The 19,753-nt window shown below is 59.4% G+C and carries 19 protein-coding genes; 9 read left to right on the forward strand and 10 right to left on the reverse strand.

Features of this window, described 5'->3' with window-relative positions; all coding sequences use genetic code 11:
• The first annotated feature begins 89 nt into the window (after positions 1 to 89).
• Positions 90 to 392 carry a HalOD1 output domain-containing protein gene (locus C477_RS01095; RefSeq protein WP_008892575.1) on the forward strand — a complete coding sequence of 101 codons (303 nt, stop codon included), beginning with the start codon at positions 90 to 92 and terminating at the stop codon, positions 390 to 392.
• A 123-nt stretch (positions 393 to 515) separates the two neighbouring features.
• Here C477_RS01095 and C477_RS24885 read toward each other — a convergent pair whose 3' ends face one another.
• On the reverse strand, positions 516 to 719 hold the full coding sequence (locus C477_RS24885) for a hypothetical protein (RefSeq protein ID WP_152423240.1): 204 nt from the start codon (positions 717 to 719) through the stop codon (positions 516 to 518).
• 360 nt (positions 720 to 1,079) lie between these two features.
• On the opposite strand from C477_RS24885, the gene C477_RS01100 reads away from it, so the two are divergent.
• The gene (locus C477_RS01100; protein WP_008892576.1) at positions 1,080 to 1,484 is read left to right on the forward strand and encodes a nuclear transport factor 2 family protein; all 405 of its coding nucleotides are present in this window, start codon (positions 1,080 to 1,082) and stop codon (positions 1,482 to 1,484) included.
• A gap of 152 nt (positions 1,485 to 1,636) precedes the next feature.
• On the opposite strand, the gene C477_RS01105 is transcribed toward C477_RS01100, so the two are convergent.
• The gene (locus C477_RS01105; protein WP_008892577.1) at positions 1,637 to 2,368 is read right to left on the reverse strand and encodes a hypothetical protein; all 732 of its coding nucleotides are present in this window, start codon (positions 2,366 to 2,368) and stop codon (positions 1,637 to 1,639) included.
• A gap of 310 nt (positions 2,369 to 2,678) precedes the next feature.
• Between C477_RS01105 and C477_RS01110 the strand changes: the two genes are divergently transcribed.
• On the forward strand, positions 2,679 to 3,512 hold the full coding sequence (locus C477_RS01110) for a helix-turn-helix transcriptional regulator (protein WP_008892578.1): 834 nt from the start codon (positions 2,679 to 2,681) through the stop codon (positions 3,510 to 3,512).
• A gap of 83 nt (positions 3,513 to 3,595) precedes the next feature.
• Here C477_RS01110 and C477_RS01115 read toward each other — a convergent pair whose 3' ends face one another.
• The 4 genes from C477_RS01115 to C477_RS01130 all read right to left on the reverse strand — a co-directional run bounded on the left by C477_RS01115 (position 3,596) and on the right by C477_RS01130 (position 6,620).
• Positions 3,596 to 3,907 (reverse strand): hypothetical protein, encoded by a 312-nt coding sequence (locus C477_RS01115; protein WP_008892579.1) that lies wholly within the window; start codon positions 3,905 to 3,907, stop codon positions 3,596 to 3,598.
• 83 nt (positions 3,908 to 3,990) lie between these two features.
• Positions 3,991 to 4,275 (reverse strand): PadR family transcriptional regulator, encoded by a 285-nt coding sequence (locus C477_RS01120; RefSeq protein ID WP_008892580.1) that lies wholly within the window; start codon positions 4,273 to 4,275, stop codon positions 3,991 to 3,993.
• Positions 4,276 to 4,454: 179 nt separating this feature from the next.
• Entirely contained in the window at positions 4,455 to 4,898 is a 444-nt protein-coding gene (locus C477_RS01125; RefSeq protein ID WP_008892581.1) for a DUF7344 domain-containing protein, read from the reverse strand.
• 417 nt (positions 4,899 to 5,315) lie between these two features.
• Complete coding sequence (locus C477_RS01130; protein WP_049914090.1) at positions 5,316 to 6,620, reverse strand: dicarboxylate/amino acid:cation symporter; 1,305 nt, start codon at positions 6,618 to 6,620, stop codon at positions 5,316 to 5,318.
• A gap of 391 nt (positions 6,621 to 7,011) precedes the next feature.
• Between C477_RS01130 and C477_RS01135 the strand changes: the two genes are divergently transcribed.
• The 4 genes from C477_RS01135 to C477_RS01150 all read left to right on the forward strand — a co-directional run bounded on the left by C477_RS01135 (position 7,012) and on the right by C477_RS01150 (position 11,045).
• Positions 7,012 to 7,851 (forward strand): phosphoenolpyruvate hydrolase family protein, encoded by an 840-nt coding sequence (locus tag C477_RS01135; RefSeq protein WP_008892583.1) that lies wholly within the window; start codon positions 7,012 to 7,014, stop codon positions 7,849 to 7,851.
• The gene (locus C477_RS01140; protein ID WP_008892584.1) at positions 7,848 to 8,285 is read left to right on the forward strand and encodes a cupin domain-containing protein; all 438 of its coding nucleotides are present in this window, start codon (positions 7,848 to 7,850) and stop codon (positions 8,283 to 8,285) included. Before C477_RS01135 ends, C477_RS01140 begins: the two co-directional genes overlap by 4 nt.
• Positions 8,282 to 9,508 carry a Tm-1-like ATP-binding domain-containing protein gene (locus tag C477_RS01145; protein ID WP_008892585.1) on the forward strand — a complete coding sequence of 409 codons (1,227 nt, stop codon included), beginning with the start codon at positions 8,282 to 8,284 and terminating at the stop codon, positions 9,506 to 9,508. Before C477_RS01140 ends, C477_RS01145 begins: the two co-directional genes overlap by 4 nt.
• A gap of 382 nt (positions 9,509 to 9,890) precedes the next feature.
• Complete coding sequence (locus C477_RS01150) at positions 9,891 to 11,045, forward strand: cobalamin-independent methionine synthase II family protein (protein WP_008892586.1); 1,155 nt, start codon at positions 9,891 to 9,893, stop codon at positions 11,043 to 11,045.
• 370 nt (positions 11,046 to 11,415) lie between these two features.
• Here the strand turns inward: C477_RS01150 and C477_RS01155 are convergent, their stop codons facing one another.
• Positions 11,416 to 12,708, reverse strand: a complete 1,293-nt coding sequence (locus tag C477_RS01155; RefSeq protein WP_152423242.1) for a hypothetical protein — start codon at positions 12,706 to 12,708, stop codon at positions 11,416 to 11,418.
• A 477-nt stretch (positions 12,709 to 13,185) separates the two neighbouring features.
• Between C477_RS01155 and C477_RS01160 the strand changes: the two genes are divergently transcribed.
• Together C477_RS01160 and C477_RS01165 are read left to right on the forward strand one after the other, a co-directional pair.
• Entirely contained in the window at positions 13,186 to 14,493 is a 1,308-nt protein-coding gene (locus C477_RS01160; protein WP_160168000.1) for a PQQ-dependent sugar dehydrogenase, read from the forward strand.
• A 761-nt stretch (positions 14,494 to 15,254) separates the two neighbouring features.
• Positions 15,255 to 16,616 (forward strand): glycoside hydrolase family 16 protein, encoded by a 1,362-nt coding sequence (locus tag C477_RS01165; RefSeq protein WP_008892589.1) that lies wholly within the window; start codon positions 15,255 to 15,257, stop codon positions 16,614 to 16,616.
• A 53-nt stretch (positions 16,617 to 16,669) separates the two neighbouring features.
• Here C477_RS01165 and C477_RS01170 read toward each other — a convergent pair whose 3' ends face one another.
• From C477_RS01170 to C477_RS01180, 3 genes are all read right to left on the reverse strand, one after another.
• Entirely contained in the window at positions 16,670 to 18,214 is a 1,545-nt protein-coding gene (locus tag C477_RS01170; protein WP_008892590.1) for a glycosyltransferase family 39 protein, read from the reverse strand.
• A complete protein-coding gene (locus tag C477_RS01175) occupies positions 18,211 to 18,882 on the reverse strand; it encodes a hypothetical protein (protein ID WP_160168001.1) in 672 nt (223 codons plus the stop codon). Before C477_RS01175 ends, C477_RS01170 begins: the two co-directional genes overlap by 4 nt.
• A partial coding sequence (locus C477_RS01180; RefSeq protein ID WP_008892592.1) for a glycosyltransferase family 2 protein occupies positions 18,875 to 19,753 on the reverse strand: 879 nt, incomplete at its 5' end. The genes C477_RS01175 and C477_RS01180, both read right to left, overlap by 8 nt.

The following is a 19,753-nucleotide window of genomic DNA, read 5'->3' on the forward strand; positions in this document are numbered from 1 at the left end:
GATCCCCATCAATGTAAAGGATCATGTGGAATCTATCAAAATTGGGGAATCCTTTTATGGCGTGACCGGGAAAATTGGATGTGACAACAATGAACACACTGATCAATGCAGATGACTCTTCAACGGCCGTGACTTCAGCTATCACTGCAGACTGGGACGCCGATACCGAGAACACTCCCGTCTACGCGATCGTTTTTGCCGTCGCCGAAGCTGAGGGCGTCGATCCTGTTGATCTGCCACCGCTCTACGAGACGATCGATCCGGAAGCGTTGAACGATCTGTTATCTTCCCGGGACGATAGTACGGTGGCCACCGTCGAATTTGAGTACGCCGGATACGCAGTCACTGTCAGCGGAGAGGGAACGGTCACGGTTCGTTCAGACAGCCCTTAGTGGCCTTTCTCGGAGAAGCGGGATTCTTGGGCTTTCGCCCTCCGCGGTGAGAACGTTCTCATCACAGTGGTAGAACCATATCTCCCCTCACGTTACCAGTGTCCACACGCGGTGCACCGGTAACTAGTAGGGCCGGGTGGGGGGTTCGTCGACGGCCCGAATCTGCTGTTGCTTGAACTCGACCCCGGTGTAACCGCACGCCGGCCAGTTCGCGGTCGTGGCCGGACAGTTTGCCTTTGCCGTAGTGACAGAACATCCGTTCGATCGTGTGCTGGACGCTGTGGCGTTCGGCGAATCAGTCAGCACGGTCGCGAACAGCCATTCCACCGCACGCTACGCAGTGTGAACAACCGTGATGTCGACCGTCGATTCTTTCTGTGCTTGTTCTCGAGCGTCGTAGTCCTGAGCGTAGTCCGCTGGATCGACTTCGATTACTGTTCCCCCTATGCGAGAATGGGCCACTGCCGTTGAACAAATGACCGCTCCAGCGATAAGGCGAAATCGCGCTTTAGGTCATATCAAACAGGTGGATCATCTTCTGTGGTTCTCCGGAAAGCTATCAGCAGATAAGTCCCACTGATAGCAACGAATGTGTGACATAGTGGTCACTGTCTCTATTCAAACCTTCTTATTGGATATGTGATAGCTATTTCTCCCTAGGAATGGATCTCACGCACGGGGGAAACGATGGCAACAACAGAGAAAACCAACGCCGAAATCGTCAAAGAACTGTACGAGGCATTCAATCGGGGCGATCTCGAGACCTGCCTAGCTGGATTCGCTGACGACATTACGTGGACCGAACCGGAGGGATCACCGCTTGCCAGCGGGACGTACAGTGGGACGGACGACGTGATGGAGAACGTGTTTGCACCGCTCGACGAGCAGTTCGAAGGATTCGAAGTCGTCGTCGATCGGGTTATCGATGGCGGAGACACCCTCGTAATGGAAGGCAAACACCGTACGATGCCAGTAGACGGAGACACCTTCGAGGTTCCTTGCGTCCACGTCATGGACATGGAAAACGGGAAAGTGACGGAATTCACCGGCTACGAGGATACCGCTCTCACCCAGCAGCTGATGGATGAGTGACTACCGCCACTACCACAACCGAACCCCATCTTTCGTTTTATCGATCGTCAAATGCTCAGTACGAGTTGTGTTGGTAACAGGTCAGCGATCGATCTCACGGTAGTTATCGAGATCAGTCTACTGAACCGGTGAACAAAATAACGATGGTACCGTCACCGGCGACGTGACGGTACTGGCCCCACGACTGCTGTCCCCGGGAATGACTCGAAATCAGTGAGCCGAATGGAGACGCCATTATCGTTGTCGGGTTGCACCACGTACGACGTAGGGTACTCGTCGGCAGTGAAGTACTCGTTCGGTGTCTTCAATGAGGCGTCCACGACCGTGTCGAGTTGCTTTACATAATCGAGGGCAACCATCGGCTCGAACAGGATGATTTCTCCTTTCCCATCACCGTCGGGTTCAGCTGCTCCGTAGATATGCGTCTGCGTGAACTCTCCGTCCTCTTGGTGCTCTGTTGCATTCGGGTCGGCGATCGGCTCACCTCGTCCTGCCTCAACGAGTGGTGTATCGGGTTCTCCGTCGTCGGTCGTGTCGATTGCTGGCGGACGGATGTGATCCGTGGGCATCCGGGCCGCTGGAATCGAATAGGTCGCCGGCCGCTCTTTGATCCCTGTGACGGTTGATTGGTCACGCATGAAGAACTGAGTATCTACGTGGGGCACGTCGTAGACCCCTTCTGGCCAATGGCCGTCTGGCAGGTAGTTAACCTGCGCGAAGGTGAACTGATGGAGATCGAGGGCGTCACCATTGGCCGTCTCTGATGGGAACGCAAGCGGGACTGCCACCTCTTCTTCACCTAGTGCATCGATCGCGGCGTCATCAAAGTGGACGCCAAGTGACGAGAGAGTGCCGTCCGACGTCGTTGTTGCGTACGCCGTCACCGCCCCGTCACCAATCTCGCTCGAGCCCCCTGCGTGGACCCGTTGTGACTCTGATGCTGACACGCTACCGATCCCGGTCGTGAGACTGCTACTCGCTACGACCGCCGCCGTTTTCAGCAGTGTTCGCCGACCAATACGTCCCCGCTGATTCGCTGGTCGTTCCATTGGTCTCTCCTCCCGGCCCCGCGGGCCGTAAATACAGATAGCGGTGATCGATCTATAGCCCTATTTGACGGGAATGTTCCACCCCCCTGCCAACCGTCCCATCCCCCGCAAAGGTATTTGCGACTACCCGAACGTAGCATAGGACATGGCCAGCCATCGCCACGTGTTACCATTGAATATAGAATCGACGCTGGACGCAGTCCAGTTCTTCGCAAATTCAGCGAACAGCGTGCGCGTGTTCGAGGGGCTCGCTGACGGGGCGACGACAAGCCGCGATCTCGCAGAGCGGACGGAGGCCTCACGGTCTACCGTTGCACGGATCCTCGACAACGGTGAATCGCGCGGGTGGATCTCCTCCGAGGGGAGTCAGTATGAACTCACGAAGGAAGGGGAAATCATGATCGCTGAATTCCGCGCCTACCTGCAGACTGTTGAGGGGATCCAGCATCTTGGGGACGCTATCAGATGGCTTCCGGAACCCGTTCACTCGCTTGATTACCGCTATTTCCGCACCGCTGAGATCATAACGCCGAAGACGCCGACTCCCTCCAAACCATACGATCATGTGGCGGCGAAAATCCGTACTACAGACGAGGTCCGCTCACTTGTCGAGGTCACGCTGCCTCGATATGTGACGCTTATCTGTGAACAGGTCAACGAACAGCAATTAGATGCCGAACTTGTAATCGAAGCGGACTGGATCGAGACCCTCCCTGCAGAATCAGAGCAGGTGCCGTTACTGCGAGCACGAGCAGAACGGGACAGTATCTGGACCTACGATGGAGAGATTCCGCTTAATCTGCATCTCTTTGACGACTCAGTAGCGATTTGGCTGGGTGAAGACCGAGACGGAGAACGAGTCGTCCGGGGATTGCTGGTTGCTGAGGCTCCAGCCGTATTATCGTGGGCAGAGGACTTGTACGAGGACTATCGAACCGAAGGAGAACTGCTTGACCCGGATACAGTCTCTGCGAAGTAAATAGTCCGGTGAGGCCAAGACGGACCTCTCTCCAGTCTCAGTGATTGCAGGTACAGTCCAAGGGAATAGAACTAGTGTGACGTTCAGTTACTACCGTTTCGGTCAGGGACGCCGTAATCGATGTGAACTGTCGGTGTGCTCGGCGACTCCGGTGTAGCAACGCCATTCCAGTCGACGACGTGCACGTTTGCCATCTCTCCGGAGAACCGGAACCGCATCACGCCGGTCTCAACTGCCCCTTCTGCGGCGTGGTCCGTGACGACTGTTGCTTCCTCGAGCGGGTCGGCGCCAACCAGTTCGATGTCGCCGTTGACGGTGATTTCGTAGTTCGAGGGGACACCGCTGCCAACGATCGTTACGAGATTCGGGAGGGTATCGTCAGTCTGTTCGGACATACTCCGATGAGCCTATTCCTTCGGTATAAGCTTTCTTTTCGATAAAATCGTAGGAATTAGTTACTGTCAGCTGCGACCGAATACTATTCGGCCTCACTCTCTACGTACCGGTTTTCCCACTCTTGTCGCTCGTCAAGCGCTTCCTCCCCGGTATCCGTGATAGCATAGTAGTTCGTCCGCCGATCGAGCCGGCCCTTCTCAACCAGCTCCTTATTGACGAGCGTGTCGAGATTCGGGTACAGCCGGCCGTGATTGATCTCGGTGCTATAGTACTGATCGACTTCTTCCTTGACGTCTTGGCCTGATGGCTGATCAGCACCCGCGATCACGTACAGCAAGTCCCGTTGGAACCCTGTCAATTCGTTCATCCTGCCTGAGTCTTCAACGATGCTGTATTTGGCTTCTTTTCCGGACTGAGTTATACGTATACATACCGTGAAGATCATATTTGGAGAGTCATTGATCCAGATAGAAACAAAAACAGGGTCTGCGGGTATCGGCTGTCCCGGTGGTCCACACGGGTGTGGCGGAGTAAGCCGACGACCCGTTATCTGATCTCCGGAGCGTCGAAATTGGCGCAAAGGCGGAGCATCCTCGCAAGGAGTTCTGGCGGTCGCGAGTACCGTACGGCTTTGCTTCGCCGGTCAAACTCGACAAGCCTGCTGTCCTCTAACCGTGGCAGGTCGGCATGGACGAGCGATATCCGCACCCGTTTGACCCGCTCCGACCGCACGGCGTCGGGATCGGTCTCCTGTTCCATCGCAGTGACATGCGTCGCCAGTTCGTCGAGTTCACTGACCTCGTGTTCCTGCAGGAAATACAGGATGTAGCGACGGCGCTCGTCCAGCAGTACATGGAGTATCCCCTCTAATTTTCGTTGTTCACGGTCTTTCTGCCGACCACCATCGCTCGCGAGTTCTGGATTCGTCTGGGTCTCACTGTCCCGATCGACAAGGGTCGTCCGCTCCCCTTCGGACTCCTCATCTGGCATGTGTGTGTGGATACGCCGGCATAGTACCTTATACCTTGGTAGGCAGTGGCAATGAACACTGGAGTTTCGCCTGGACTATCGACAAAAAAGAATTCATCCAGAGAAAATACCAATCGTAATATCCCAAAGAATCATCACCCGTTGAGAGCATCGCGCGGCCCACAGTTCGATCACGTTTCTATCGTATTCGAGGCATTACACGCAGTCTCGATCGATATCCCAGATCCATTAGTGATCGGTTGTCAGCGACTTGAACGGGAATGACAGGAAATCTATCGGTGAATTCCGCTCCGATCGCGTTTCGTTCGCACACCTAATTACCAAACCTCTCTATTCGTAGCGGAGGCAGCCGGTAATCGGATCGATCCCGAGCAGTTGCCGGGGTCGGGCCCGTACCAGGTCCCGTGTCTCGCTGCGTTAGTCGTCGCCGGGGATGACAGTGCTACCGTCGGACGGTATCTTCGTCCAGACACCGCTATCGAAATCGATCGCATCGTTCCACTTGCCGACGACAGTCGCGACCGCGAGATCGCCGGTGACATTGTTCATCGTTGCGATGCGGCCGAGGATCGGATCGACACCGGCGACGAACCCAACCACCGCAAGCGGAAGACCGACTTGATTGAGTACCACGGTGAGCATGACGATCCCCGCTCCGGGGACGCCGGCAGTGCCGATGCTGATGAGTACGGCGACGATCAGGACGAGCACTTGCTCGGAGAGCACGAGTGGTTGTCCGACCATGTTCGCAGCGAATACGACGGTAATCGCTTGCCTGATGGCGGCGCCGTCCATATTCGCCGTGGCACCGACCGGGAGCGCGAACGAGTAGACGTGCTCCTTGATGCGCAGGTCCTCTTCGGCGTTGGTCATGGTCACTGGTAGCGTCCCGCTTGACGAGCGGGTGGCGAAGGCAGTTACCATCGCGTCCTTCGCGCCGACGAGGAACGCGAGCGGGGAGACGTTCGCGACCACACCCATGAGGAAGAGCAGGTACGTAAACCCGATGTGCACGACGACGGCGATCGCGACCGCGAGTACGAGTTCGCCGAGTGACGAGAACACGCCGATACCCTCGGTGCCGATCCCGGACGCCATGAGCGCGAACACGCCGATCACGCCGTACTCGAGGACACCACGAACGACAACGAACATTGCCTCGGCGCCGATTTCGAACGCCTCGAACACTGAGTCGACGCGATTTGCGAGCTCATCCTGTTGAGCGCGGACGTAGGTGAGTGCAATACCGAAGACGATCACGAAGAAGACGGTCGCGAGCAGGTTCCCCTCGGCCATCGCGGTGACGGGATTGCTCGGGACGATACCGAGTACGACTTCGGTGAGCGAGGGGGGCGCTTGGGACTCGGCTTCACCGCCGGTAAACTCAACGCCGCGACCGGGTTGAAGAATGTTCGCGACGCCGAGTCCGATGGCGCCCGCGATGGTGGTCGTTACCGCATAGAGGCCGACGGTCGCACCACCGATCCGACTGAGTCTGGCTGGCGATAGCTGGCGAATCCCAGTCAGCAGCGTGAAAACGATGATCGGGATCACCAGCATATTGAGTAACCGGAGGAAAAGGTCTCCGAGCGGTTCGACGATCGTCATCCGTTCACCGAAAACGATCCCCGCGACAGATCCGAGAACGAACGCGAGTGCGATGCGATAGATCAACGATACCGACCGATACCGCTGCCACAATAGACCGACTGTCGAGGACATGAGCGAAACCAGGGTTTGCCTATATAAACTGCTGTCCTTCTCGCCCGTATTTGAAGCCGTCTACGACGCCGCCCCGTCCGTGAATATTGTTCTCAGTGGGAAGCCGAGGAGATTGCCGGACAAAGTTCTAGCGAACAAATTCAGCCGTCCATATCTCTCGGATCGGTAGTAGAGCAGCGCCGTGGACTCGTAGAAAACGGCCACCATTGCCGATGAATCCGTCACGACGATCGATCCGCCCGGGCGTATCAGGCCGACGGACTACACACCCTCTCGCTCCGAACGCGAACAGCTTGCGTCGCAGCGGTCTTCGATTCGTCTGCCGACCGCCTACTGATTTTCCCACTTGAGGAAAGCTTAAAGAGCTGTCATGTGGTCGACAACGGTTGTCATGGAGTTTACGCGCGAGGAAGCGGTCCGACGACTCGAGGAGACGGTATCGAACGACGAGCCGATCATCGGCGCCGGAGCGGGGACGGGGATGTCGGCGAAGTTCGCCGAGCGCGGCGGGGTCGACCTGCTGATCATCTACAACTCCGGCCGGTACCGGATGAACGGCCGCGGCTCGCTGGCGGGCCTGCTGCCGTACGGCGACGCCAACGAGATCGTGGTCGACATGGGCCGGCAGGTGCTGCCGGTCGTAGAAGACACGCCCGTGCTGGCGGGGGTCAACGGAACGGACCCGTTCCGGCAGATGGACGTCTTCATCGAGGATCTCAAGCGCCGCGGGTTCTCGGGCGTCCAGAACTTCCCGACCGTCGGCCTCATCGACGAGGACAGCCAGTTCCGCCGGAACTTAGAGGAGACGGGGATGGGCTACGACGAGGAAGTCGAGATGATCCGGGAGGCCGCCGAGCAAGACATGCTCACCTGCCCGTACGTCTTCACCGAGGAGCAGGCCCGCGAGATGACCGAGGCCGGCGCGGACGTGATCGTCTCGCACATGGGGCTGACGACGTCGGGCGACATCGGCGCCGAAACGGCGCTCGATCTCGACGCGGCGGCCGAACGGGTACAGGCTCACCACGACGCCGCCAAGGCGGTCAACGACGACGTGCTCGTCATCTGCCACGGCGGGCCGATCGCCTGGCCGGACGACGCCGAGTACGTCCTGAACGAGACGGAGGGCGTCGTCGGCTTCTTCGGCGCGTCCAGCCTCGAGCGGCTGCCGACCGAGGAGGCCATCGAGAACCAGGCCCGCGAGTTCAAATCGATGGAGTTCCGACCATGACCGAGACGCACTTCGTCGAACCGGACGACGTCGAGAGCCTGGCGTTCGACTGGGGCGTCCTCAAGTGGCTGCACACCCCCGAGGTCACCGGCGGCGAGCGCTTCAGCGCGGGCGTCGTGAAACTCGAGCCGGGAAAGGGCCACGAGCGCCACACCCACCCCGAGAGCGACGAGATCCTCTACGTCCTGCGCGGGGAGGGGAAACAGGAGGTCGGCGAGGAGGCCCGCGAGATCGCGGCCGGCGAACTGGTGTTCGTTCCGGAGGGCGTCGAACACGGGACGGTGAACACCGGCTGGGAGCCGCTGCTGCTCCTCGCGGTCTACGCACCGCCGGGCCCGGAAGCCGAACTGCGGGAGCTGCCGGAGTGCGAGGTCGTCCCCGCCGGCGAACTGCCGACGGCGGAAACCGCCACCTCGACCGACTCCGACCCATGAGCGTCGTCATCATCGGGACGCTGGACACGAAAGCGGAGGAGATCGGCTTCGCCAGAGATGTCCTCGAGGACCAGGGCATCGGCGTCCACGTCGTCGACGCGGGCGTGATGGGCGAACCGGGTCCGGAGGTCGACCCGGAGACGACCGCGAGCGAGGTCGCCGACGCGGCGGGGACGACCCTCGAGCACCTCCGCGAGGAGGCCGACCGCGGCGAGGCGATGGAGGCGATGGGGGAGGGCGCGGCCGAGATCGCCCGTCGGCTCCACGATGAGGGCGTTGTCGACGGCATCCTCGGATTGGGCGGGTCGGGTAACACCTCGATCGCGACGGCGGCCATGCGAGCGCTGCCCGTCGGCGTGCCGAAGGTTATGGTTTCGACGATGGCGTCGGGCGACACGGAGCCCTACGTCGGAGCCCGAGACGTTACGATGATGTACTCGGTCGCGGATATCGAGGGGGTGAACCAACTCTCGCGGCGGATCATCTCCAACGCCGCCCTGGCGATGGTGGGGATGGTGACGAACGATCCCGACGTCGATACAGACGAGCGACCCACGATCGCCGTGACGATGTTTGGCGTCACGACACCCTGTGTGCAGGCGGCCCGCGAGCGACTCGAGGAGCTGGGCTACGAGGTAATCGTCTTCCACGCCACCGGGACCGGCGGGCGCGCGATGGAGTCGCTCGTCGAGGAGGGCGTCGTCGACGGCGTGCTCGACGTCACGACGACCGAGTGGGCCGACGAACTGGTCGGCGGCGTTCTGAGCGCCGGCCCGGACCGACTCGAGGCGGCCGGAGACGCGGGCATCCCGCAGGTCGTCTCGACGGGTGCGCTCGACATGGTCAACTTCGGCCCTCGCGATTCGGTCCCCGAAGAGTTCGAGGGGCGTCAGTTCCACGTTCACAACCCGCAGGTGACGCTCATGCGGACGACGCCAGAGGAAAACGCCGAACTCGGAGCAATCATCGCCGAGAAGCTCAACGACGCGACCGGACCCACCGCGCTCGTCCTCTCCCTCGAGGGCGTCTCGGCGATCGACATCGCGGGGGAGGACTTCCACGACCCCGAGGCCGACGAAGCGTTATTCGACGCGCTCCGGTCGTCGCTCGACGAGGACGTCGAACTGCTCGAGGTGGAGACCGATATCAACGACGAGGACTTCGCGGAGACGCTGGCAGAGACGCTCGACGAGTACATGCGAGCGGCCGGGCGAGACCCGTGACGCCGATCGCGGAGTGATCTATCACTGTCCGCCCGGAATTCGGACGGCTCGGCCCGCAGCGATCGGTGGCCGATCGCGCTCTTCGCGTTGGGATTGACCTCGAATTACCGCTGTCTCGTCCGACTCGCGCCGACGCGTAAACCGAACCGAAACGCTGTTCACCAACTGGAGGAGTGTTCCGTCGGAACCGGAACTGCTGGTGCTTTGGTCGGTGTTCCCGGAGCGGGTGGGCCGTCACAGGTAGTGGTCACAACCGTTGTCTCGTCGTCGCGCTCCTCGTTTCGACCGTCGGCGACTCGCTCTGACCGCCGCGGGTGCCGTCAGCCGAGTAAGTACCACCAGTTATATTATATACTAGAACTATTACTCACAGGAGTACCCAATGACGACTACGGAAGACCGAATTTGCACGACGCACATCGGGAGCCTGCCGCGACCGCCGGAGCTACTCGACCTGCTCACGGCGCGCCAGGACGGCGACGCCGTCGACGAAGACGAGTGGAACGAAACCGTCGCGGATGCCACGACAGACGTCCTCGAGCGACAGGCCGAGGCCGGACTCGACATCGTCAACAACGGCGAACAGCCCCGAGTCTCGTTCAACTGGTACGTCGCGGACCGACTGAGCGGGATCGGGGGCGAGCGCGAGCAGGAGCTCTGGGCCGACCTCCAGGAGTTCCCCGACTACGCCGAGGAGACGTTCCAGACGGACGTCATCGACCTCTCGATGCAGCCCGTCGTCTCCGGTCCCGTCGAGTACACCGGCTACGAGGAGGCCGAAGCCGAACTCGAGGGATTCCGGAACGCGCTCGAGGCCGTCGACACCGACTTCGAGGGGACGTTCGTCACCTCGGCGTCGCCAAGCATCGTCGCGACCACGCACGTCGACGACCATTACGACTCCTACGAGGAGTTCCTCTTCGCCGTCGCGGACGCGATGGCCGAAGAGTACGAGCTCGTCGCTGAGACCGGGATGACCCTCCAGATCGACGCCCCCGAACTCCTCACCATCGGCCAGACGGCGGCCTACGCGGACGAACCCCTCGAGGAGATTCGAGAGGCCACGCGCCTCCACGTCGAGGCGCTCAACGAGGCGCTGGCGGGGATCCCCGAAGAGCAGGTTCGCCTCCACACCTGCTGGGGGAGCTACGAGGGTCCCCACCACCTCGACGCGGATCTCGTCGACCTCCTGCCGGAGATCTACGAGGCCGACATCACGGGGCTGAGCGTCGAACAGGCCAACCCCCGACACCAACACGAGTACCGCGCGTTCGCCGAACAGCCGCTCCCCGACGGGTGGACGCTGCTGCCCGGCGTCGTCGACGTGAAGACGAACATCATCGACCACCCGGAGACGATCGCGGACCGTCTCGAGCGCGTGGCCGATGCAGTCGACGAGCCGACGCCGATCGTCGCCGCGCCCGACTGCGGGTTCGGCACGCAGGCCGGCCTCGGTATGGTCGACCCCGAAATCGCGTGGGCGAAACTCGAGGCGCTCGTCGAGGGCGCCGAGATCGCGACCGACCGCCTCGATTGATCGGTCACCGTCGACGACCGTCGCAGCACGGGACCGCGTGACCGTCAGATCACCGCTCACAAGTCGAGACCGCTGACCGGTCCGGAAGAACCGTTCTCGTCGTTACGATCCCCGGCCGGCCAAAGAGGTTCGAGTCGAGCGAAGTGGAGAACTGCAGGAATCCCAGAGCGCGGACTTACACCACCTCGCGGAGGATCGGGTGTAGTCTCCCCGCCGTTTCTCAGTGAGGTGTCGGGCAGTGACGAGGGCTGATCACCCAGCCGACGTTCCGTGACCAAATTGGTCGACGACGTGGCGGCACGATTTGGGGTGAGTCGCCAGCGGACTGCATCACCCATCCCGTTCGCTGTCGGAGTCAGGCCGTCCATCGTCAGATCGAGTACGCGGTGAACTGAAGCGAATAATGGACGAGAACTAGTTGGATTGAAATGAGGACGGCGGTGATGAACACTCCACGGCCTGTCCACGTATCGCCCGATTCGGTCACAGCGAGGAGCGTCGCCGCTGATAGCGTACTCGTTCCCAGAAGCGCGAACGGGAGCATCCGATAGGGGGTGCGGAAGTACTCGAGGAGCGGGTAGTGTCGATACAGTATCGCGTACGGTGCCCAATCCGAGAATGGGCCCCACGCCATAATCAGGCCGACACCGAACAGGACGACGAACGGCAGTAGTTGCCGTTGCCGACGTGACGTCGTCGTCACGAACGCGACCGTCCCGAGAAAGAGCAACACGAGTCGGAAGAGAAACTGGAGCGGCGCGTCGGCGGCGAAGAAGACGCCGGGAAGGTTCCACAACTCGACGACGTTTCCCCAGAACGCGTTTGTTGCTATCGAATACGTCGTCGTCGCACCGCTCGTTGCCACCCTCCCTCTGGCGACGAGATACGGCGACGACAGGATCACCCCACCGATCAGCGCCGCCGCGAACCCTTTCGCGAACGACCGACGGCGGAATCGGCGCGCTCCACAGAGGGATCGAACGGCGAGATACAACGGAAGGACGAAACTCAAATAGACTGTGTACTGTTCGGACGAGAGAACCTGCAGCCCGAATGCACCAGCCAGAAGTGCGATCGTCCGTCCACCCGTCCGAGTCCGAAGCCGTTCGACGGCGAACAAGATCAGTGGAATCCACTGGATTTGCCACTGGTTCGTATGTCCTAGCATGTACGTACCGAACACGTAGAACGAGGACATATACAGGACACCGGCGAGGAAGGCGACTTCTCGGTCCTGCAGCACTTCGTAGACGAACAGGAACGTAAAGACGCCGGCCAGAAACACTGCGACGACGAAGAACGAATTGTGGACGACGATAGTCGAAAGCGGACTGAGGAGCAGTACAATCCCACCGAGGAAGACGTAGCTGGGGGGCAGTGCGTAGTCCGGGTCCACTTCGTACGGGATACGCCCGTTTCGTAACCGTTCGGCAGCCTCCTCAACCGCGCCCATGTGAACGTGATGGTCCAGGATGAGATCCTCTCGCTGTTGTTCTGTATGACCGACGTACCAGTAGTCTGAGGACTGAACGATTTCGTATTCGGCCGGCGCGGTGAGATAGATCTGCCCCGGCTGCAACAGGATCGGCCACGTCAACAGTACCGTGACGACCAGAAAGGCCAGCGAGACAACAGCCGTCTGGTTCATCGTCGTCAGGCGCACACCGAGCTTCCGGAGCCACACTCCTAATTGGCTATCAGCATCCATTCGTATCGTTGTGGTGGCGCCGCGTCATCGATTGGGGTTCGGTACCGTCAGCGATCGGATTCTATTGTCGATTCTCCGGTCCGAGTACTCGTTCATCGAGGCGCTATATCCCTCGGCAGTGCGACCACTAATCGTTCGTATTGTTCCGATATGCAACCCGCCTTTGGGTGGTAACTGTCTCCCGATACCGGTCCCAGTGGTAAATCGTGGCCCGGAAGTTATTTCATATCGATACTTTATCTGTATCTGAAAGGTGGACGACACCAATAATTGGATTTTATCGCCAACACCGTCAGGGGCATTTATTCCCACATAGGGCTATGTGGGGGCATGTGTTCGCAGTTCTCGAGTAACCGACGTCAGTTCGTCACGACTCTGGGCGTCAGCGTTTTGATGGTCGGGTCTGCCGGCTGTTTCGAGGGAAACGATTCGATGAATAGTCTCATCCCATCGGGCCCGAGCGTCGCGCTCGACACCATCGCGCAGGGATTGACGTATCCCACCGACTTCGTCGCTGCTGACGACGGGAAGTACTTCGTTACCGATCAGGTAGGAACAGTACATGTAATCCAAGACGGGAGTACACGGAACGACCCGTTCTTAGACATCAGCGATCGGATCGTCGACCTCGGATTCGACTCGCTCGGGGGGTACGACGAGCGCGGGTTACTGGGAATGGAGTTACACCCGAGTTTCGGGGACAACGGTCGGTTTTATCTCCGATATAGTACGCCTCCCGAAAGCGATCAATTCGCTCACATCGAGATACTCTCCGAGTTTCAGACGACTGCTGACGGACGTCATGGCGATCCGACATCGGAGCGAGTCATCCTGGCAATTCCCCAACCGGCGTCCATTCACAACTCGGGTAACGTCGTATTCGGTCCCGACGACTACCTCTACGTTTCGACTGGTGACGGCGGTAAACCGTACACCGACCAGCCCGACGACTGGTACGAGAACGCCCCCGGCGGAACCGCTCAAATCACGACGGACAATCTGTTCGGGGGCGTGCTTCGAATCGACGTCGATGCCGAAACCGACCCGTACGGCATCCCCGCTGACAACCCGTTCCTCGAGGACGGGATGCGGGACGCCGGGCGCCCGGAGTATTACGCGTGGGGGTTCCGAAACCCGTGGGGAATGTCGTTCGACGGCGACGAACTGTACGTCGCCGACGTCGGGGAGAGCAACTATGAGTCGGTTAACCGCGTCGAGAAGGGGGGAAACTACGGCTGGAACGTAAAAGAGGGGACACACTGTTTCGACAGCGAGTCATCCGACGACGAAAATTGTCCCGACGAGACGCCCGCATCGGTCCGAAACGGGGAACCACTACTCGATCCCGTTATCGAATACCCACACTGGCACGACGACGTCCAACTCGGAAGCGGGATCATCGGCGGCTACGTCTACCGCGGCGATGCGATGTCGGACCTAGACGGCGCCTATCTCTTCGGTGATTGGAGTGCGGATCCCCACGGCGACCCCCTCGGATCGGTATTCATCGCTCGGCCGTCCGAAGACGTTCAGCGAACCCATCAGTACAATCAGCAGCGGTCGCTCCGACAGCTCCACGAACTCGAGATCGAAACGGGAGACGGATCCGGCGAGCTATCTCGGTACGTCTCGGCGTTCGGCCAGGACCTGAACGGAGAGGTGTACGTGCTGACGACGAAAACGAGCGCGATCGAAGGAACCACCGGCGAGATCCACCGACTCGTTCCACCGGCTGAGTGAGTGCCGTTCCGGCTTCGGGCGGGGTAACTGACTGCTGGCCGTCCGAATCGATCACCTTTTCTCGAGTGCGCAGGTTGCGACGGTGCTCCGGTTCTCAAGTACACTGATCGCGAATTCGGAATCGCGCTCTGCTCCCTGACCGGTCATGACGTCGCTTCCGTCGACGGTGACGCCGTGCCACAGTTTTCGAAGACGGATACTCGAGTCGCTCGGACGAGGCCGACGAGCCGACCGTCCGACGAGTGATCGATCCGCCGGCGATCGCCCGGGTAATTGAATCAAACGACTGGACACGCCTCGCTCGTTTACTCGTCACGTGGTACTCCGTTCGTGCCTCGAAGTGGCGGCCGTCTCGTCTCGAGTTGACGAATCAAGTCCGATGGCGAACTTCGCTTGTTCCGATCAGTATTCCGACCGCGTTTTCAGCCGTCTTTCCGGCCAATACTGCGAATCTGGAACTGGCTTTCACGACTACTGAATGCCGTTTCTGCTCCCAGGAATTCCACTATAAATAGGAAATTATGTAATATCGGTGAGGATTGGTATATACAGGAGAACTATATGAATAGGGGACTGTATCCCCGTCGGAACTTCATAGAGTTCCGTACAGAATGAAAGACTCTCGACGACGTCTCCTTCGAAAATGCTCTTTAGTACCAACCGCGTTAGTGGGATCAGGCTGCGTTTCGGCGAAGCGTGAGGATCCGCCCGGACGGGAGCGAGGGGGGAAGGACAAAACGACAGACGATACCGAGACCGACGTGACCACCAGCGAAAATCCGAGCGGCCCGGACGGTGAATGGACGCTCACCCTGGACGAGCAGTGGGATACATTCAATCGAGACATTTGGGGGATCGGGTTCGGCGGGTCGGGATTGACCGCAGTCAGCGACGATGCGACGGTTCGGGAAGATCACGTCATCGTCGAAAACAATCGGTGCAAACTACTGGTTTCGTCGGATGGGACGGGGAAAGACGGCGTTTACCAGGGCGTGCTCAATACGGCCGACGACGATAACGAGTGGAACCCGAACGAAGGGTTTACGATCGATCCGAAACCGGGCCAGTATGTCGAGGCGCGGATGAAAATGCCCGGCCGCACCGGCGTCCTTCCCGCGTTCTGGTCGATGTCGAACAGTCACACCTGGCCGCCCGAGATCGACTTCGTCGAGCTCTTCCAGTTCGGGAACGACGAAGCGCTGGAACGCCAGACCCTCCACGCGAACGCCCACTGGACCTCCACCGGCGTCCCAGGTGATATGGATAACCACGAACAGAATCCGTACTCGATGAACACGGGGACGGATCTGACCGAGACGTTCAACACGTACGGCTGTGCGTGGTTCGAAGACCGCGTCGAGTGGTACTTCAACGGTACCCACGTCGTTACGCGCGAATCGCCTGCAGAGATGCTCGAGACGTTGAGCCACCAGGACGCTTGTCCGTTCTTCATGATGTTTTCGAACCACGTGAACAGACTCGGCGATGCGGACCTCGATACCGCCTGGGAAGCGGAGATGGTGATCGACTGGGTTCGCGTGTGGGAGTTCGCTGGTGAGTCCCAAACCGACGATTCGACCGGACAGACAGAGACTACCGTTCTCGACGACTTCGACGGTGGCGCGTTCGCCGATGGCTGGCACTCGACCGGGAGCTGGGAGACGACCACCGACGTCAGCGGACACGGATCTCACTCGGCGACCGTTACCGATAAATGGAGCCGGCTCACGTGGAACGGCTCTCCCAGGTTCGCCCGCGGAACCACCCTCCAGTTCGACTTCGCGTTCGATAGTTCGACGGACCAGCAGTTGAACTGCGCGTTCGGCGACTCGACGACAGACGCCGACAACAGTTACCGACTGGACATCTCTCGAGACGGGATTTCCGTTCTCAACACCGACGGCTGGCAGTGGCTGGGCGGTGACGGAGCGTATCAGAACGGTACCGTCGGAGAGCTATACACTGCCGAAATCGAGCTTCGGGACGGCCAGATTTCGATCGTCGTCGATGGCGAAACCACCGGTGAAGTGAGCGTCCTCGATTCGACGTACAACGGGGATATCGTCCACTTCGAAATCGAGAAGGGGGGTGCCTACATCGACGAAGTAAGACTCATCGAGTAGTCGACGAGTCAACCACTTGCATCAGTATTCCTCTACGCGGTGGAGATTGGCTGTCAATCGCTCGTGTCATCGGCTTCCGTGTCGTCAGAACCCGTTTCGACAAAGAGATAGACGCGAAGCTCACCGTATTGGTCGTAGGATTGTACCGTGTGTGACTCTCCGACCGTTTCAGTCACGCGATCGAGGTTCGGCGTGAACCGACTCACGACCCAGACTCGATCGCGGTCCTCGACTTGCGTTCGGAGCTCGTCGGCCTCTCGCGGCGAGAAGTTTTCGGAGATTCCGGTCGTCTCGTACTTGGTCCCGCCAGCGTAATACGTGTAGGAGGTGTCGATCCACTGCGGGTTGAAAACGACGAGGTCGCCTTCTGTCGCGTCGGATTCGACGTGCGTCGCCGCGTCGTTCCAGGGTTCGATCGAACTCGCCGAGAGATAGAACCCGCTCGATACGAACAAACCACCGATGAGAACGACTACACAGAGCGTTCGAACGGATCCCGTCGGTAATTTCGACGCTCCTAGTGCAACGATGAGGAAGAACGCGAACACCCCCACGATCGTCGAGTTGATGTGGTAGACCGGTCGGAGAATCTTCGAAATAACGAACGGAAGCACTATCGCCGACCCCACGAGTAGCGAGAGGAGATAGAGGCCGTCGACTTGTCCGGAGCTCCAACTCCGATTGCTTCCCTGTCTGCCGTATTCTCCGAAGGCGACACCGATACAGACGATAGCGACGAGCGCCACGATCACCGCCACGAGTCTGATACCAGTTGCGTCGACGATGTACGGGTAATAACTAGGCAGACCGGCGTAATATAGTAGCGTCTCTATCAGGTGATACCGGTTCGCATCCGGCATCCAACTGACCAACCCGCCGGTCGCTCCCGTCGAGAGTCCGACCGCGAGCTCAAGCATTCTCGCGACTCCGGGGAAGGCCCATAGAGCTATCAACACCTGGGACATGCTCCACCGAGGCCACGAGAAAGACAGTCGACGGGGCTCTCCGTTCGAAACGAAGACAGTGACGACGTAGACGTTGTGTGCGACGACGACGAACACCGCATAGGGATGTGTCCACAGGAGCAGAATCGTCGAGATCGCATACCCGCCGACACTTCGGTAGGAGTAATTCCGGGCAGTCAGCACGAAAAAGTACGTTGACAGTATTGCAAGGAGAGATAAGAGCCCGTACATGCGTACAGTCCGAGATGCGTTGACGTGCATCGGCGATACTGCAAGCAGGGACGCGGCGATCAGGCCGACTCGAGAATCGAAGAGTTCCGCGCCGAGCAGGTAGAGGGAGAGAATACCGGCCATACCGATAATCACCGCTTGGATTCGAGTTGCCACCACGGAATTGCCGAACACTTCCATCCAGTAGTGAAGTACCACGTAGTGAAGGGGTGGATGGGAGTCGAGCGTCGACGACAGAAATATCTCGCTGGCCGGTTCGGTGCCGCGAATGCTGATCGAGTAAATCTCGTCGATCCAGAGGCTCCGATCGGTGAGTCGATAGAGCCGAAGGGCAGCACCGACGATAAGGATGCAGAGAATCGAACCGTATTTTCGTTCCGTCAGTTTGGTAATTTCTCTCATGACAGTGTACAGGTGTTGTATTCGCCGAAGACGATTTCATCGACGGACCCGACGGCGTCCGCCGTCTGGTCGACCTCCCAGACGCGTACCCGGTCGATCACCACTTCTTCGACCCACGCCCGTTCCAGGTCCGACTCACCGATTCGATTACCGTGGTTGGAGAATCTCATCCCGAACGGTCGATCGCTCTCTTCGCTCGAGATTTCGAACAGTACAGCCGGCGAGCGCTTCGTTTCGACGAGTTCTTCGAACCACGCACGGCCGTACGTGTTGAACGTCTCGGTCGGGTCGCGATCGATCCGAATCCCTTCGTCGGGGTTCCAGTCTTTACTACCGACTGACGAATCACTAACTACTTGACAGCATCCGTCCTGTCCCGTTCCGTCAGATTCGATTCGGAGGACACACCGTCCGTCTCTGAGGACAACGTTACCGTCACTGATCGAGGCATCGTCATCGGGGATCCGTTCCTCAGGATCGATAAAGCCGACCGCCCACCGGCTCTCGTCGAACGCATCCCACTGTTCGTCGACGACGAGCGACCAGTCGCTATCGGGTCCGTCCGGATTCTCGCCGCCCGGTTCGTGCGTGGTCGCAAGTCGATGCGCGCCGATTACGATGGCGAGGACGAAAAGCACCGCGAGCGAGCCTGTTTCCCTTCTAGTCATCGTGTTCCTGTGATACCGATACCGACGGTGTGTCGCTCGGGTTAATCTTTTTCGTCGTCTCGAATTCGCTGGTTTCGAACGCGAATCCGACGAGCGCCCCTATCGAGTGGAGTATCGAGATGAGTGGGGTCAAGAGGAGCAACGAGATTCCCGTACTAAGGGACTCGTCTGCGTACCAGACGCCGAGGATCGACCACGTGTAGAGAAAGACCGTAAGCAGTACGGAGAGTCGCAGGAAGTGCGAATTAAATAGCACTTCGCCCTGCGTAAAAGCGACGAGTGCGAATACGATCGCGATCGGGGAGAGACTCCAGCCGATATTTCTGACCCTGAACAGATACCGGTATCGCCGTGGGAGGAGCTGAAGGTCAGCTATCGCACCGCTGATCCATCGGCGTCGCTGTTGAATCATCGCCGAAATCGTCGGCGGCGCCTGGTTGTAGAACTTCGTCGGGACCGCTTCGAACTCGAAGTCGCCGTTCTGAGCGGCCTTCCAGACGAACACAGTGTCCTCGATTATCGTTTCGTGATCCCACGTGATCCGATCTTCGAGGTCGCGTCTGATCGCTAATCCGCCACCCCACGCGTAGAGTGGGATCGACATGCTCGAGAAGGCGCGCTGTTCGATCTGGAATCCCATTCGGAACAGTTCGGCCAGATACGTGAACAACGACTCGGTTCGCGTCGGACACTCGCTGAACTGGACGACGTCGGCGTCAGGTATCGGCGGAATATCGGATATAATGCTGTCTTCGTCGACGAAGAGTACGTACTCCTTTTCGCAGGGGACGTTTCGGCGCGCCCATTCCAGCGCCCGCCCCTTTCTGGTCGCTTCACAGTCGAACGAATTCGGAACGACGTGGACTGTCGC

Origin of the sequence: Haloterrigena salina JCM 13891 (genome assembly GCF_000337495.1) — an archaeon.
In the GTDB taxonomy this organism is placed as follows: Archaea; Halobacteriota; Halobacteria; order Halobacteriales; family Natrialbaceae; genus Haloterrigena; species Haloterrigena salina.

Bases quoted from the DNA above. Each gene is read 5' to 3' on its own strand.
- C477_RS01095 (WP_008892575.1), top strand. From the start codon at position 90: ATGAACACACTGATCAATGCAGATGACTCTTCAACGGCCGTGACTTCA.
- C477_RS01100 (WP_008892576.1), top strand. From the start codon at position 1,080: ATGGCAACAACAGAGAAAACCAACGCCGAAATCGTCAAAGAACTGTAC.
- C477_RS01110 (WP_008892578.1), top strand. From the start codon at position 2,679: ATGGCCAGCCATCGCCACGTGTTACCATTGAATATAGAATCGACGCTG.
- C477_RS01115 (WP_008892579.1), bottom strand. From the start codon at position 3,907: ATGTCCGAACAGACTGACGATACCCTCCCGAATCTCGTAACGATCGTT.
- C477_RS01120 (WP_008892580.1), bottom strand. From the start codon at position 4,275: ATGAACGAATTGACAGGGTTCCAACGGGACTTGCTGTACGTGATCGCG.
- C477_RS01125 (WP_008892581.1), bottom strand. From the start codon at position 4,898: ATGCCAGATGAGGAGTCCGAAGGGGAGCGGACGACCCTTGTCGATCGG.
- C477_RS01130 (WP_049914090.1), bottom strand. From the start codon at position 6,620: ATGTCCTCGACAGTCGGTCTATTGTGGCAGCGGTATCGGTCGGTATCG.
- C477_RS01135 (WP_008892583.1), top strand. From the start codon at position 7,012: ATGGAGTTTACGCGCGAGGAAGCGGTCCGACGACTCGAGGAGACGGTA.
- C477_RS01140 (WP_008892584.1), top strand. From the start codon at position 7,848: ATGACCGAGACGCACTTCGTCGAACCGGACGACGTCGAGAGCCTGGCG.
- C477_RS01145 (WP_008892585.1), top strand. From the start codon at position 8,282: ATGAGCGTCGTCATCATCGGGACGCTGGACACGAAAGCGGAGGAGATC.
- C477_RS01150 (WP_008892586.1), top strand. From the start codon at position 9,891: ATGACGACTACGGAAGACCGAATTTGCACGACGCACATCGGGAGCCTG.
- C477_RS01160 (WP_160168000.1), top strand. From the start codon at position 13,186: ATGAATAGTCTCATCCCATCGGGCCCGAGCGTCGCGCTCGACACCATC.
- C477_RS01170 (WP_008892590.1), bottom strand. From the start codon at position 18,214: ATGAGAGAAATTACCAAACTGACGGAACGAAAATACGGTTCGATTCTC.
- C477_RS01175 (WP_160168001.1), bottom strand. From the start codon at position 18,882: ATGACTAGAAGGGAAACAGGCTCGCTCGCGGTGCTTTTCGTCCTCGCC.